Below are 14,079 nucleotides of genomic sequence, written 5' to 3' on the forward strand. Positions count from 1 at the left end.
TTGCCCACGGGCCGGCGGTAGCGCAGTTTCCTGCCGAAATCCGGCCCTGATCCGTATATGGGGCCGTCGTAACATGCAGATCGCTTCATGACCGCCTACACGCTCGCCGACCTCGCCGCCCTCGTGGCGAGCCGCGCCGGGACCGATCCGGCCACCTCCTACACGGCCAAGCTCCTGTCCGAGGGACCCGCCAAGGCGGCCAAGAAGCTCGGCGAGGAGGCGGTCGAGGCGGCGATCGCGGCCGTGCAGGGCGACAAGACCGGCCTGCGGAACGAGGCCGCCGACGTGCTCTACCACCTCGTCGTGCTGCTCCGGGCCGGCGGGGTCGAACTCGCCGACGTGATGGCCGAGCTCGAGCGGCGCACCGCCCAGAGCGGCATCGCCGAGAAGGCCGCGAGGCGCCCCGCGTGAACGCGGCCGCGCTGCCGGGCTCGGTCGAGGCGATCCTCGACGCGTCGGACCGGCTCTCGCCCTATCGCCGCTTCAGCCGCGAGGAATGGGCCCAGCTCCGCGCCGACACGCCGCTCACCCTCAAGCAGGAGGATCTGGAGCGGCTGCAATCGATCAACGACCCGATCTCGGTGGAGGAGGTCGAGGCGATCTACCTGCCGCTGTCCCGTCTGCTCGCCCTCTACGTCGCGGCGACCCAGGGGCTGTTCAAGGCGACGCAGCGCTTCCTGCTGGCCGAGCGCGAGACCAAGGCGCCCTACATCATCGGGCTCGCCGGCTCGGTGGCGGTCGGCAAGTCGACCACGGCCCGCATCCTGACCGCCCTGCTAGCGCGCTGGCCCAACACCCCCAAGGTCGACCTCGTCACCACCGACGGGTTCCTGCTGCCGAACGCCGAACTGGCCGCCAATGGCCTTATGGAGCGCAAGGGGTTCCCTGAGAGCTACGACACCGCCGCGCTGCTGCGCTTCCTCCACGACGTGAAGGCCGGCCACAAGCGCGTGACCGCGCCGCTCTACTCGCACCTCGTCTACGACCGGGTGCCCGGCGAGGAGCGGGTGGTGGAGAGCCCCGATATCCTTATCGCCGAGGGCCTGAACGTGCTCCAGCCCGCTCGCCTGCCGCGCGACGGCACCGCGATCCCGTTCGTGTCCGACTTCTTCGACTTCTCGATCTATCTCGACGGCCACGAGGACGACCTGCACCGCTGGTACGTCACGCGCTTCATGAAGCTGCGCCAGACCGCCTTCCGCGACCCGCGCTCCTATTTCCGGAAATATGCCGAGATCCCCGAGACCGAGGCGCTCGACATCGCCGACCGGCTCTGGACGACGATCAACCTGCCGAACCTGCGCGAGAACATCGTCCCGACGCGCCAGCGGGCGAGCCTGATCCTCACCAAGGGCGCGAGCCACCGGATCGAGAGCGTGGCGCTGCGGCGGCTGTAAGGGCGGCGCGCAACCGGATCGATCCGTCAAACGCGCTGGTCCTTCCGGGGCCGCGCAGCGGAGCCCGGAATCCAGGACTTCGACGCGTGTTCAGTTTGGCGCGGGGCCGCGCGTGCCCGGGCCTCGGAAGCGGTTCTGGATTCCGGGCTCTCGCCTGCGGCGAGCCCCGGAATGACGCGGGACAGGTATTGGAACCGACCGATGAAAGGGCGAGCCGTCGCACAGCTCACGCGAACGGAAATTCCGCCTCCGCCACATACGGCCCGCCCCCGGTCGAGTCTCGCGCCGAGAACAGCGTCACCCGGTCCAACGTGTAGGTCAGCGGCGTGAAGACCGGGGCCTGCGACAGGTACATCGCGGTCGCCTCCGGCGTGGCGTCGCGCCGCAGCCGGGCCAGGGTCACGTGCGGGGTGAATTTCCGCCGTTCCGGCTCGACCCCGGCGCGGCGCACGAGCCGCTCCTGCTCGGCCTGCAGATCCATCAGCCCCGCCTCCGGCACCACCGACGCGTAGAGCGCCCGGGGCCTGTCGCCGCCGAAGATGCCGAGTCCGTCGAGCGTCACCGTCAGGGCCGGGCGCGCCCGCATCTCCGACAGGGCCTCGGCGACGTCGTCGGCCACGGTCGCCTCGACGTCGCCGAGGAAGCGCAGGGTGACGTGGAAATCCCCCGGCTCGATCCAGCGGGCGCCGGGCAAGCCGCCCTGGTAGACCTTGAGCGCCGCGGCGATCTCCGCCGGCACGGCGAGCCCGGTGAACAGGCGCGGCATCAGCGCACCGGCTGCTGGCGAATTCGGTCCAGAAACGCCTCGACCGTGGGCGCTATGCGGGCCGCGATGGTCTCCACGCCCTGCCGGTTCGGGTGCAGCCCGTCGTCGAGATGCTGCCCCCGGTCGCCGATGATCCCGTCGAGGAAGAACGGGTAGAGGGTCAGGTCGTACCGCTTGGCGAGCGCCGGGTAGATCGCGTCGAACCGGGCCTTGTAGTCCGGCCCGAGATTGGGCGCGGCCTGCATGCCGGCGAGCAGGACCGGGATGCCCCGCGCCTTCAGCCGCTCGATGATCGACGACAATGCGCCCTCGGTCACCTTCGGATCGGTGCCGCGCAGCATGTCGTTGGCGCCGAGTTCGAGGATCACCCCCGCGGTCCCGTCCGGCACCGACCAGTCGACCCGGTCGAGGCCGCCGGTGGCGGTGTCGCCGGAGACGCCGGCATTGGCCACGCTCACGTCCGCGCCCTTGGCCTTGAGCAGGCGCTCCAGCACCGTCGGGAAGGCGGCGTCGGCCGGCAGGCGGTAGCCGGCGGTCAGGCTGTCGCCGAGGGCGACGAGCTTGATCGGGCCGCCCGGGGCGGCGTGGGCGTCGGTCATGGAAGCCGTCATGAAAGGGAGGACGAGACAGGCTAGCGCTGCGGCAAACAGGGCCGTGCGCCGCAACACAGCGCCGCCGTCATGGCGCGGCCCCAATGCCCAACCCATATCGCGGTGCACCCGCGGCCCGTGCAGCCAAGATCGAAGCCAACCGAGGACCTCGCGCGCCATGCTCGTCATCACCCACAGATCGGCTCACCGGTGAGCCAAGGCAAGGTGCTGCGCGAGCCCGCGATCGCGCTGTCGAACATCGACCTCAGCCTCGGGCGCGGCGCCGCCCGCGTCCACGTCCTGCGCGGCATCTCGCTGAGCGTCGGCCGCGGCGAGGCGGTGGGCCTCGTCGGCCCGTCCGGCTCCGGCAAGTCGACGCTGCTGATGGTCATGGCCGGCCTGGAGCGGCCCGATTCCGGCGGCGTCGTGATCGAGGAGACCGACCTCGTCCGCCTCGACGAGGACGCGCTCGCCCGGTTCCGCGGCCGTCGGATCGGCATCGTGTTCCAGGCCTTCCATCTCGTGCCGACCATGACGGCGCTCGAGAACGTGGCGCTGCCGCTGGAACTCGCCGACCGGCCCGGCGCCCTGGAGCGCGCCCGCGCCGAGCTGGAGGCGGTCGGCCTCGGGCACCGGCTGCACCATTACCCGGCGCAGCTCTCGGGCGGCGAGCAGCAGCGCGTCGCCATCGCCCGGGCGGTCGCCCCGGACCCGGCGATCCTGGTGGCCGACGAGCCCACCGGCAACCTCGACGAGGCCACCGGCCGCCAGATCGCCGACCTGCTGTTCCGGCTGAAGCGGGACCGCGGCGCGACGCTGGTGCTCGTCACCCACGACAACGGCCTCGCCCGCCTGTGCGACCGCACCGTGCGCCTGCGCTCGGGGCGGATCGAGGAGGCGGTGACCGCCTGATGCACGGCACGATCACCCGCCCCGACCCCGCGCCCCACCGGATCCCGCTCACCCTGCGCCTCGCGCTGCGTGAATTGCGGGCCGGGCTCAACGGCTTCGCGGTGTTCCTCGCCTGCATCGCGCTGGGCGTCATGGCCATCGCGGGCGTGGCGTCGATCTCGCGCTCGCTCTCGGACGGGCTCGGCCGCGAGGGCCGGCGCATCCTCGGCGGCGACCTCGCCTACAATCTCATCAACCGCGAGGCGACCGACGCGGAGAAGCAGGCCCTCGCACGCGAAGGCCGCCTCGACATCGTCGCCTCCCTGCGGGCCATGGCGGTGGCGGGCAGCGGCGACGCGGCCCTGGTCGAGCTGAAGGCCGTCGATCCCGCCACCTACCCGGCCGCGGGCGATCTCGCCACCGACCCGCCAGCCGCCTCGCCGACCTGCTGGCGGAGCGCGACGGGGTGCCGGGGGCGCTCGCCGACCCGGCCCTGCTCACCCGCCTCGACGTCAAGGTCGGCGACCGGATCGCGCTCGCCGGGCACGATGTGGCGATCCGCGGCACCATCGTGTCCGAGCCCGACAAGATCGCCGGCGGCATCGGCTTCGGGCCGCGGCTGATGATCGCCGAGCCGACTTTGCGCGCCACCGGGCTCGTCCAGCCCGGCAGCCTCAACCGCTGGAGCTACCGCCTCCTCCTGCCGCCCGGCGCGCCGGATGCCGACCTCGACGCCGCGCAGGCCCGGATCCGCGCCGCGACCCCCGAGGCCGGCTGGGAGATCCGCTCGCGGACCAACGCGGACCCGCGCTTCGCCAAGAGCATCGAGCGCTTCACGCAGTTCCTGACCCTGGTCGGGCTCACCGCGCTGATCGTCGGCGGCGTCGGCGTCGGCAACGCGGTCCACGCCTTCGTGGAGCGCAAGCGCCCGTCGATCGCGACCCTCAAGAGCGTCGGCGCGCCGGGCTCGCAGGTGGTCGCCCTGTATCTGACGCAGGTGATGCTCATCGCCGGCCTCGGCACCCTGATCGGCCTCGTGATCGGCGCGAGCCTGCCCTTCCTGTTGGACGCGCTGTTCTCCGCCGACCTGCCGCTGCCGCTGAACCCGACGCTTGCCCCGGGAGAGCTGGCGCTCGCCGCCGCCTACGGGCTGATCACCGCCTTCGCCTTCGCGATCACGCCGCTCGGCCGCGCCCACGACGTCCCGGTCTCCGGGCTGTTTCGCGACACGGTCGACCCGGCGCGCGTCAGCCCGCGCTGGTGCTACCGGATCTGGCTCGCCGTCAGCCTCGCGGCCCTGGTCGGCCTGTCGGTGGCGACCGCCTTCGACCGGCGCGTGGCGCTGATCTTCATCGCGGCCGCCGCCATCGCGTTCGGCCTGCTGCATGGCGTGGCGCTCGGCCTGATGGCACTCGCCCGCCGGCTGCCGCACCCGCGCTGGCCGGCGCCCCGGATGGCGCTCGCCAACCTGCACCGGCCCGGCGCCCTGACGCCCGCCATCGTCCTGTCGCTCGGCCTCGGCGTGACGCTCCTCGTGACGCTCAGCCTGATCGACGCCAATGTCCGCCGCACCATCAGCGCGACCCTGCCGGCCCGGGCGCCGAATCTCTTCTTCCTGGACATTCCCTCGCGGGACGCCGCCCAGTTCCGCGAGTTCCTGGCGCGCTCGGCGCCCAACGGCAAGGTCGAGGACGTGCCGATGATGCGCGGCCGGATCGTCGCCCTGAACGGCGTGCCGGCGAGCAAGATCCGGCCGCCGGAAGACGCGGCCTGGGTGCTCGACGGCGACCGGGGCATCACCTACGCCGACACGGTGCCGGACGGCTCCAGCCTCACCGAGGGCGCGTGGTGGAGCTCCGAGCAGGGGGCGAGGCCCTGGTCTCCTTCGAGGCCGACCTCGCCCGCCAGCTCGGCCTCAAGCTCGGCGACACCGTGACGGTGAACGTGCTCGGCCGCGACCTCACCGCGACAATCTTCAACCTGCGCCGGGTGGAGTGGCGCAACCTCGGCATCAACTTCGTGATGGTGTTCTCGCCGGGCACCTTCCGGGGCGCGCCGCATTCCGACCTCGCCACGCTGACCCTGCCCGGCGGCACCGATGCGGCCACCGAGAACCACATTCTGCGCGACGTCGCCAAGACCTTCCCGTCGGTGAGCGCCGTCCGGGTCAAGGATGCCCTCGACGCCATCGGCGACCTCGTCGGCCGGCTGGTTCTGGCGATCCGCGGGGCGAGTGCGGTCGCCGTCCTGGCGAGCCTGTTCGTGCTGGCGGGCGCCATCGCGGCCGGGCACCGGGCGCGGCTCTACGACGCCGTCGTGCTCAAGGTGCTGGGGGCGAGCGCGCGCGGCTGCTCACCGCCTACGGTATCGAGTACGCCGCCCTGGGCCTCGCCACGGCCCTGTTCGGCCTCCTGGCCGGGACGCTCGCCGGTTGGGTGATCGTCGCCAAGGTCATGCACCTCGACTTCCGCCTCGACCTGTCGGGCGCGCTGGTCGCGGCCGTGGCCGCGGTGGCGCTGGCGATCCTCCTCGGACTCGCTGGCACGTGGCGGATCCTGGGGCAGAAGCCCGCGCCGTATCTGCGGCAGATCTGAGGATGGCGGGCGATCCGGTCCGCCGATCCCTGTTCGGGAGATCGCTGCCGCCTCACCGTCTTTGCGAGCGGAGCGAAGCAATCCAGGCGGCGCCACCGTCTCCGAGGTCGCGCTGCCCTGGGTCACTTCGCTCCGCTCGTGATGACGGAGAGGGCTCGTCATCCGAGGACCTCAACCCGGGACCATATCCGCCGATCGATGCGCGTCCTGCATCGACCCATTCAGCCTTAGGCTTGGACAGGATCGGTCTGCCCGATCATGGAGAAGCGTCGGCCCGAGGCCGCCGTCGTTCGCGAGGCAGACTATGGATGAGACCGTCACCGGGATCCGGCTCCGCTCGGTCTACCTGCCGCTGAAGACCCCGATCAGCGACGCCAAGGTCCTCACCGGCCGCCAGAAGCCGATGACCGAGATCGCGATCCTGTTCTGCGAGGTCGAGAGCAGCGCCGGCCATCGCGGCCTCGGGATCAGCTACGCGAAGCGGGCCGGCGGGCCGGGCCAGTTCGCCCACGCGCGCGAGCTCGCCCCCGCGCTTCTCGGGGAGGATCCGAGCGACATCGCCAAGGCCTGGGACAAGCTCGCCTGGGCGGGCGCCTCGGTCGGCCGCAGCGGCCTCGCGGTCCAGGCGATCGGCGCCTTCGACGTCGCCCTGTGGGATCTCAAGGCGAGGCGGGCCGGCCTGTCGCTCGCCAAGCTCCTCGGGGCGCAGCGCGACACGGTGCGCTGCTACAACACCTCCGGCGGCTTCCTGCACACCCCGCTGGAGGAGCTGCTGGTCAACACGGATCGTTCCCGGGCGAGGGGTATCGGCGGCATCAAGCTGAAGGTCGGGCAGCCCGACGGGGCCGAGGACATCCGGCGGGTGACCCGCGTGCGCGAGCATCTGGGCGACGCCTTCCCGCTCATGGTCGACGCCAACCAGCAATGGGACCGGCCGACCGCCCTGCGGATGGGCCGGACCTTCGAGCGCTTCAACCTGATCTGGATCGAGGAGCCCCTCGATTGCATGGACGCCGCGGGCCACGCGGCGCTCGCCGCCGCCCTCGATACGCCGATCGCCACCGGCGAGATGCTGACGAGCGTCGGCGAGCACTGGGACTTCATCCGCCAGAACGGCGCCGATTACCTGATGCCCGACGCGCCGCGCGTGGGCGGCATCACGCCCTTCCTCAAGGTGGCGGCGCTCGCCGAATTCGCCGGGCTGACCATCGCGCCGCACTTCTCGATGGAGCTGCACATCCATCTCGCCGCCGCGATGCAGCGGGAGCCCTGGGTCGAGCATTTCGAGTGGCTCGAGCCGCTGTTCAACGAGCGCCTGGAGCTCAAGGACGGGCGCATGGTTGTGCCGACGCGGCCCGGCCTCGGGATCTCCTTGAGCGAGCAGGCCCTCGCGTGGACGCGCGAGAGCGCCGGATTCGGCAGCCTGGCGTGACGCGGCCGTCCGACGCCGCGGCATTCGGAAGCTGTTAAGACTCTCCGCGAAGCCTTCGAACTGCCCCGGACCGGCAACCGGAAGTCGAAATACCGGCCGCAATGTCGGAGATGCATTTTAATCCCCGGCTCGATGGACAAAATTACATCGTCCGGACACGGAAAACACGAACCGCAACCGTGGCCGGGGACTTGTGTCGAGGACGCGGGCGCAACATATTCCCGATCGAGGCGCCAGCCCGGCGCCAGAGGTCCTGCGTGGGCCTCGCCCGAACACCACGCTGAGAGAGCCTCCGCAAGGAAACTCCCATGGCATTCGAAAACAGCCCCTTCCGGTACGGCGCCCAGCAGCCGACCGGCTACGCCGGCACCCAGGTCGAAGTCGACCAGGGCCTGCGCACGTTCATGCTCGGCGTCTACAACAACATGGTCGTCGGGCTCGGCATCTCCGGTCTGGTCGCGCTCGGCCTGAATATGGCGTCGGTCGCGGCCTACCAGGGCACGCGCCCGATCCTGACCCCGTTCGGTCAGACCCTCTATCTCAGCCCGCTGAAGTGGGTCCTGATGCTCGCCCCGCTGGCGTTCATCTTCGTCTTCTCGATGCGGATGGACCGCATGTCGGCCTCGTCGGCGCGGACGATGTTCTGGGCCTTCGCGGCGGTGATGGGCGCCTCGATGTCCTCGCTCCTGCTGGTCTTCACCGGCGGCAGCGTGGTGCAGGTGTTCTTCATCACGGCGGCGGCCTTCGGCTCGCTCAGCCTCTGGGGCTACACCACCCGGCGTAGCCTCTCAGGCATGGGCTCGTTCCTGATGATGGGCCTGATCGGCATCATCCTCGCGTCGCTGGTGAACATCTTCTTCGCCTCGTCGGCCCTCCAGTTCGCCATCTCGGTGCTGGGCGTGCTGATCTTCGCGGGGCTGACCGCCTACGACACGCAGAAGCTCAAGGAGATGTATCTCTACGGCGGCTTCGACGGCGAGATGGCGGCCAAGATGTCGGTGAACGGCGCCCTGACGCTCTATCTCGACTTCATCAACATGTTCCAGTTCCTGCTCAGCCTGATCGGCGATCGCCGCTAGGCTCCAGAGACTGAGCGTTGAGAGGAGCCCCGGCGGGAAACCGCCGGGGTTTCTTTTTGTCTGGCCGCCCTCGGATGCGCTAGGCTCGGGCGATGCGCGCGATCTCCGGCCTCTCCGCCTTCCCGATCACCCCGAGCGACGCCGACGGCCGGGTCGACGCCGACGCCCTGCGCCGGCTGCTGGAGCCGCTGGCGGCAGCCGGCGTCGATTCGATCGGCCTGCTCGGCAGCACCGGCACCTACGCCTACCTGTCCCGGGACGAGCGGCGCCGGGCCGTCGCGATCGCCGCCGAGGCGATCGGCGGGCGGGTGCCGCTCCTGGTCGGCATCGGTGCCCTGCGAACCGACGAGGCCATCCGCCTGGCGCAGGACGCGCGGGCGGCCGGCGCGGATGCGGGGCTCCTCGCCCCCGTCTCGTACACGCCGCTCACCGAGGTCGAGGTCGAAGCACATTTCAGCGCGGTGGCGGAGGCGGGCAGGCTGCCGCTCGTCCTCTACGACAATCCGGCGACCACGCATTTCCGCTTCTCGCCGGACCTGATCGGCCGGATCGCGCGTCAGCCCGGGATCGTGGCGGCCAAATGCGCCGCACCCGACCCGGCCCATGCGGCGGCTGGCGTCGCAGCCCTGCAGGCGGCCGTCCCGGCAGGCTTCCCGATCGGCTTCAGCGGCGACTGGAACGTGACCGAAGCCCTGATCGCCGGCGGCGCGGCGTGGTTCAGCGTGGCGGGCGGGCTATTCCCGCAGACCTGCCTGGCGATCGTCCGGGCCGTCGCGGCGGGCGAGACGGAGCGGGCCCGCATGCTCAATGCCGAGCTGGAACCGCTCTGGACGCTGTTCCGGACGCATTCCAGCCTGCGGGTGGTCTACGCCATGGCCGACCTCATGGGCCTGTGCCGCGCCGAGCCGCCGCGGCCGATCCAGCCGCTGCCGCCGGAGGTGGTGGCCGAGATCGCTCGGACCGTCCGGCACCTGTCCCTGTCCTGAGCGATCACCGCCGGTCATTCCGGGGCCGCTTCGCGGAGCCCGGAATCCAGACCCGCGCCCGGCACACAGCCTTGCTCCGCCGGTGCGTCTGGATTCCGGGCTCGCCTGCGGCGCCCCGGAATGACGGCATGGAGCGTTGCCCCTGAGCCGCGTGTCCGGGGCGGTCAGACCGCCCGGGGCGCCGGTTCCAGCACGGCGATCACGCGGGCGAGGTCGGTCCCGCGCTTGAGGACGTGGCCGCTGGCGGCGATGACCGCGAAGGCACCCTGGCGGCGGGCGAGCTTCGGGTCCTTCTCGATCCGGTAGAGCGGCATCTCCGAGGTGCGGCGGTAGATCGAGAACACCGCCTTGTCGCGGCGGAAATCGAGGGCGTAGTCGCGCCACTCGCCTGCGGCGACCTGCCGTCCGTAGATGTTGAAGATCGTGCGCAGCTCGTCCCGGTTGAAGGCGACCTGCGGAGGAGCCGCGCGGGCAGGGAAGGGAATGACATGGCCCGCCGCTTCGTCGGGCCTCGGCCCGGCGCTCGTCCGTTCGGTCATCTTGGCTCCCGCGCATCCATCCTTTGCCGGATGATGGGCCTCGGCGCAGCGGCCTGCAAGGGCGGACGCGGCCGCAATGTCCGTGTCACACAAGACACGCCCAAGCGACAAAAAACACGGTTCTGCCCGATTCACGCCTTTTGCGGGCCGCGTTGCACCGACACAACAGCCCGTGAACCTCGCCGGGTTTTGCCCGGCCGGCGCCCGAGACCCAGCTCCCCAGCCCTCGGTCGCCGTTCGGGATCCCAGGATCCGGCACTCCGAGGTTTCGAGACCCAAGACTTCAGGCCGCTCCGAAGGGGCGGCCTTTTTTATGGTTCCGGTCCGCCCGGCGTTGCGGGTATGCCAAGCGGATCATGGGCCCGCCCGTCTTCGACGACGCCTTCCTGCACGATCTCGACGCGCTGTTCGCGTGGCGCCGCGACGTGCGCCGCTTCCGGGCAGACCCGGTCGATGAGGCGCATCTACACGCCTGCCTGGCGGCGGCGCACCGGGCGCCGTCGGTCGGCAACAGCCGCCCGTGGCGCTTCGTGCGCGTCTCGGATCCCGGCCGGCGCGCCGGCGTGGCCGAGAGCTTCGCCCGTTGCAATGCCGCCGCGGCGGAGGGCTACGATCCGGAGCGTGCCGCGCAGTACCGGGCCCTCAAGCTCGCCGGCCTCAAGGAGGCGCCGGTGCATCTCGCGGCGTTCTGCGACGCCGCCACCGGGACCGGCCTCGGCCTCGGGCGCGCGAGCATGCCGGAAACGCTGGCCTACTCGGTGGTGGGGGCGGTGCAGTGCTTCTGGCTCGCGGCCCGCGCGCGCGGGCTCGGCGTCGGCTGGGTCTCGATCCTGGAGCCGGCGGCGGTCACGGCGATCCTGGCGGTACCGGAGACGTGGCGGCTCGTGGCCTATCTCTGCGTCGGATACCCCGTGGAGGAGCATCTCGACCCGGAGCTGGAGCGCCACGGCTGGCAGGCCGAGGACCGGCGGGGCTGCACCCTGGTGGAACGCTGAGGGCGGACGCCTCGGCGCCCGCCCGCCGTGACGATCTCACCCCTCGATCTTCGCGAACTCCGCCACCTCCCGCGTCGCGGCGCGCAGCGCGTTGAGCAGCAGCAGGCGGTTCTCGCGGAGCTTCGGATCGGGCGCGTTGACGGTCACGTCCTGGAAGAACGCGTCCACCGGCGCGCGGAGCGTCGAGAGCGCCTGCATGGCGCCGGCGAAATCCTCGCGGGCCACGGCCGCCGAGGCGGTCTCCCGGGCCTTGGCAAGGGCCTCGGCCAGCGCCCGCTCGGCCGGCTCGCCCACGGCGGCCAGGGCGGCGTCCGGCGCGGCATCGTAGGCGCGGCCGTCCTTCTTCTCCTCGATCCGCAGGATGTTGGCCGCGCGCTTGTAGCCCGCGAGCAGGTTTTTTCCGTCCTCGGTCTCGAGGAATTGCCCAAGGGCTTCGACCCGGCGGACCACCATCAGCAGGTCGTCCTGGCCGGGGAGCGCGAAGACCGCGTCGATCAGGTCGTGGCGGGCACCCTGGTCGCGGAGATAGACCTTCAGGCGATCGGCGAAGAAGGCGAGGAGATCCTTCGCATCCGCGCCGGCGCGGCCGGCGAGGCCGCGATCCGCCGCGCCGACCTGCTCCAAGAGGCGCAGGCGCAGGCCCCGGTCCAGGATCAGCCGGATCACACCCAGAGCCGCCCGGCGCAGGGCGAACGGGTCCTTGCTTCCCGTGGGCTTCTCGTCGATCGCCCAGAACCCCGCCAGCGTGTCGAGCTTGTCGGCCAGCGCAACCGCGATCGAGACCGGGTCGCTCGGCACCCGGTCAGAGGGGCCGAGCGGCTTGTAATGCTCCTCGATGGCCGCACAGACGCTGTCGTGCTCGCCCTGCAGCGCCGCATATTTGCGGCCCATCAGCCCCTGAAGTTCGGGAAACTCGCCGACCATCTCGGTGACGAGGTCGGCCTTGGCGAGGCGGGCGGCACGCTCGGCCAGCGCTGGGTCGGCGCCGACCAACGGCGCCAGCGCCTGCGCCAGGGCGGCGATGCGGGCGATCCGCTCGCCCTGCGTGCCGAGCTTCTCGTGGAAGACGATGCTGTCGAGCTTGGGCAGCCGATCGTCCAGGCGGATCGCCTTGTCGGTCTCCCAGAAGAACTTCGCGTCCGAGAGGCGCGCCCGGACCACCCGCTCGTTGCCGGCGGTGATCGCCTGACCGCCGTCGCTGGCGACGAGGTTCGAGACCAGGATGAAGGCCGGCGCCAGATCGTCCGAGCCGCTCTTGCGCAGGACGAAGCATTTCTGGTTCGCCCGGATCGTCGCCCGGATCGCCTCGGCGGGGATGTCGAGGAAGGCTTCGTCCGAACGAACCCATCAGCACGACCGGCCATTCCACGAGGCCTGACACCTCCTCCAGCAGACCCTCGTCCTCGGCGAGGTCGAGGCCGCGGGCGAAGGCGAGGTCGCGGGCGTCGTGCAGGATCACGTCCTTGCGGCGCTCAGGGTCGAGGACGACCTTCGCCCGCTCCAGCGCCTGGATATAGTCGTCCGAACCGGCGCACCTCGATCGCCTCGGGGGCGAGGAAGCGGTGGCCGTGGGTCACGGTGCCGGCCGCGATGCCGCCGACCGAGAACGGCACGGTTTCCGGCGTCTCGGTCTCCGGCCCGAAGGTCGCGACGATTGATTGCAGCGGGCGCACCCAGCGCAAGGATCCCGGCTCGGCCGAGGCCGCGCCCCAGCGCATGGATTTCGGCCAGGGGAAGCTCTTGATGATCTCGGGCAGGAGTTCGGCGAGCACGTCCAGCGTCTCGCGGCCGGGCCGCTCGATCACCGCCAGGTAGAACTCGCCCTTCTTCGGGTCGGTGACGGTCGTGGCCTGATCCAGGCTCGTGAGCCCCGCGCCCTTCAGAAACCCCTGGATTGCCGCCTCGGGTGCGCCGACCCGGGGCCCTCGGCGTTCTTCACGGACAGCCTCGCCCCGGGCGGGCAGGCCGGCGATGTGGAGCGCCAGCCGGCGCGGCGTCGAGAACGCCTTGGCGCCCTCGTACAGGAAGCCGCGCGCCACCAGGGCGTCGGTGACGAGCTTCTTGAGATCCTCCGCCGCGCGCCGCTGCATGCGGGCGGGGATCTCTTCCGAGCGGAGTTCGAGCAGGAGGTCGGGCATGGCGCGGCCATATCGCCGCGCCGCACCCCTGTCGAGGGCCGGGGATCCGCCTCAGCGCGCCTCGCCCTTGAGGATGGTCGAGAGCTGCCACTTCCGGTCGCCGATCGCGTGGGCGTCGGAGACCTTCCAGCCGCCGTCCTCGCGCACGAGGTCGTAGACGATCGCCTTCGAGCCGTCCCCGCCTTTGCGCTCCACCGTGACCTTCGCCTGGTCCTTGCCCTCGGTGGCCTCCTTGAAGGTCAGGTTCTTCACGGTGTCGGGCTTCAGGGGCTCGCCGTTGAGGCGATAGTCGAAATCGAGGTTGCCGGTGGCGCCGTTGGCCTGCTTGGCGTCGGCATCGAACAGACCCTGGAGGCGCTTCGAGTAGACGGCGGAGTGATTCGGATGCGGCTCGGCGTAGAGCTTCTTGACCACGGCCTCCGGACCAGGATCGGCCGCCAGCGCGGGGGCGAGGCCGAACCCGAGGAGGCTGAGGGCGAGGAGGGTCTTCTTCATCACGAGGTTCCCGCGTCTGCGGACGCGCCGAAGCGCGCCGGTTGGCGGGGGTTGCAACGCACGAGGGGGCAAGGGGCTCCGCGATCGGGGCAGCTCCGTCATCGCGAGCGCAGCGAAGCGACCCAGGGCAGCGCGCCCTTCGTGAGGGTCGAGCTACTGGATTGCTTCGTTCCGCTC

11 protein-coding genes and 2 pseudogenes are annotated in these 14,079 nt (G+C 71.2%); 8 read left to right on the forward strand and 5 right to left on the reverse strand.

Annotated features, from left to right (window positions below):
* Positions 1 to 87: 87 nt before the first annotated feature.
* Both M6G65_RS04045 and coaA read left to right on the forward strand, forming a co-directional pair.
* Complete coding sequence (locus M6G65_RS04045) at positions 88 to 411, forward strand: phosphoribosyl-ATP diphosphatase (RefSeq protein WP_160533498.1); 324 nt, start codon at positions 88 to 90, stop codon at positions 409 to 411.
* Positions 408 to 1,397 (forward strand): type I pantothenate kinase, encoded by a 990-nt coding sequence (coaA, locus tag M6G65_RS04050; RefSeq protein ID WP_250103602.1) that lies wholly within the window; start codon positions 408 to 410, stop codon positions 1,395 to 1,397. Before M6G65_RS04045 ends, coaA begins: the two co-directional genes overlap by 4 nt.
* A 226-nt stretch (positions 1,398 to 1,623) precedes the next feature.
* Here the strand turns inward: coaA and thpR are convergent, their stop codons facing one another.
* Both thpR and M6G65_RS04060 read right to left on the reverse strand, forming a co-directional pair.
* A complete protein-coding gene (thpR, locus tag M6G65_RS04055; protein WP_250103603.1) occupies positions 1,624 to 2,163 on the reverse strand; it encodes an RNA 2',3'-cyclic phosphodiesterase in 540 nt (179 codons plus the stop codon).
* Positions 2,163 to 2,762 (reverse strand): arylesterase, encoded by a 600-nt coding sequence (locus M6G65_RS04060; protein ID WP_238198880.1) that lies wholly within the window; start codon positions 2,760 to 2,762, stop codon positions 2,163 to 2,165. The genes thpR and M6G65_RS04060 overlap by 1 nt, the downstream gene beginning before the upstream one ends.
* A 201-nt stretch (positions 2,763 to 2,963) precedes the next feature.
* Between M6G65_RS04060 and M6G65_RS04065 the strand changes: the two genes are divergently transcribed.
* From M6G65_RS04065 to M6G65_RS04085, 5 genes and pseudogenes are all read left to right on the forward strand, one after another.
* Entirely contained in the window at positions 2,964 to 3,665 is a 702-nt protein-coding gene (locus tag M6G65_RS04065) for an ABC transporter ATP-binding protein (protein ID WP_430929544.1), read from the forward strand.
* A pseudogene (locus M6G65_RS04070) lies at positions 3,665 to 6,238 on the forward strand (ABC transporter permease). The gene M6G65_RS04065 and the pseudogene M6G65_RS04070 overlap by 1 nt, the downstream one beginning before the upstream one ends.
* 304 nt (positions 6,239 to 6,542) lie before the next feature.
* Complete coding sequence (locus M6G65_RS04075) at positions 6,543 to 7,670, forward strand: L-talarate/galactarate dehydratase (protein WP_238198878.1); 1,128 nt, start codon at positions 6,543 to 6,545, stop codon at positions 7,668 to 7,670.
* A gap of 308 nt (positions 7,671 to 7,978) precedes the next feature.
* Positions 7,979 to 8,749: a Bax inhibitor-1/YccA family protein gene (locus M6G65_RS04080; RefSeq protein ID WP_091786357.1), complete on the forward strand. Its 771-nt coding sequence runs from the start codon at positions 7,979 to 7,981 to the stop codon at positions 8,747 to 8,749.
* A gap of 92 nt (positions 8,750 to 8,841) precedes the next feature.
* Positions 8,842 to 9,735, forward strand: a complete 894-nt coding sequence (locus M6G65_RS04085; protein ID WP_238198877.1) for a dihydrodipicolinate synthase family protein — start codon at positions 8,842 to 8,844, stop codon at positions 9,733 to 9,735.
* A gap of 164 nt (positions 9,736 to 9,899) precedes the next feature.
* Here M6G65_RS04085 and M6G65_RS04090 read toward each other — a convergent pair whose 3' ends face one another.
* Positions 9,900 to 10,274, reverse strand: coding sequence for a DUF2794 domain-containing protein (locus tag M6G65_RS04090; protein ID WP_192711028.1), 375 nt, complete (start codon positions 10,272 to 10,274; stop codon positions 9,900 to 9,902).
* Positions 10,275 to 10,630: 356 nt separating this feature from the next.
* Between M6G65_RS04090 and bluB the strand changes: the two genes are divergently transcribed.
* Positions 10,631 to 11,269 (forward strand): 5,6-dimethylbenzimidazole synthase, encoded by a 639-nt coding sequence (gene bluB / locus M6G65_RS04095; RefSeq protein ID WP_238198876.1) that lies wholly within the window; start codon positions 10,631 to 10,633, stop codon positions 11,267 to 11,269.
* 36 nt (positions 11,270 to 11,305) lie between these two features.
* On the opposite strand, the pseudogene glyS reads toward bluB, so the two are convergent.
* Both glyS and M6G65_RS04105 read right to left on the reverse strand, forming a co-directional pair.
* Positions 11,306 to 13,407, reverse strand: a pseudogene (gene glyS / locus M6G65_RS04100) (glycine--tRNA ligase subunit beta).
* Positions 13,408 to 13,458: 51 nt separating this feature from the next.
* Complete coding sequence (locus M6G65_RS04105; protein WP_238198874.1) at positions 13,459 to 13,902, reverse strand: DUF3828 domain-containing protein; 444 nt, start codon at positions 13,900 to 13,902, stop codon at positions 13,459 to 13,461.
* Positions 13,903 to 14,079 lie beyond the last annotated feature (177 nt).

The organism is Methylobacterium tardum (assembly GCF_023546765.1).
GTDB classification, from domain to species: Bacteria; Pseudomonadota; Alphaproteobacteria; order Rhizobiales; family Beijerinckiaceae; genus Methylobacterium; species Methylobacterium tardum.

Coding starts and splice junctions, on each gene's coding strand:
- bluB (WP_238198876.1), top strand. CDS start 10,631: ATGGGCCCGCCCGTCTTCGACGACGCCTTCCTGCACGATCTCGACGCG.
- M6G65_RS04090 (WP_192711028.1), bottom strand. CDS start 10,274: ATGACCGAACGGACGAGCGCCGGGCCGAGGCCCGACGAAGCGGCGGGC.
- M6G65_RS04075 (WP_238198878.1), top strand. CDS start 6,543: ATGGATGAGACCGTCACCGGGATCCGGCTCCGCTCGGTCTACCTGCCG.
- thpR (WP_250103603.1), bottom strand. CDS start 2,163: ATGCCGCGCCTGTTCACCGGGCTCGCCGTGCCGGCGGAGATCGCCGCG.
- M6G65_RS04045 (WP_160533498.1), top strand. CDS start 88: ATGACCGCCTACACGCTCGCCGACCTCGCCGCCCTCGTGGCGAGCCGC.
- M6G65_RS04085 (WP_238198877.1), top strand. CDS start 8,842: ATGCGCGCGATCTCCGGCCTCTCCGCCTTCCCGATCACCCCGAGCGAC.
- M6G65_RS04105 (WP_238198874.1), bottom strand. CDS start 13,902: ATGAAGAAGACCCTCCTCGCCCTCAGCCTCCTCGGGTTCGGCCTCGCC.
- M6G65_RS04060 (WP_238198880.1), bottom strand. CDS start 2,762: ATGACCGACGCCCACGCCGCCCCGGGCGGCCCGATCAAGCTCGTCGCC.
- M6G65_RS04080 (WP_091786357.1), top strand. CDS start 7,979: ATGGCATTCGAAAACAGCCCCTTCCGGTACGGCGCCCAGCAGCCGACC.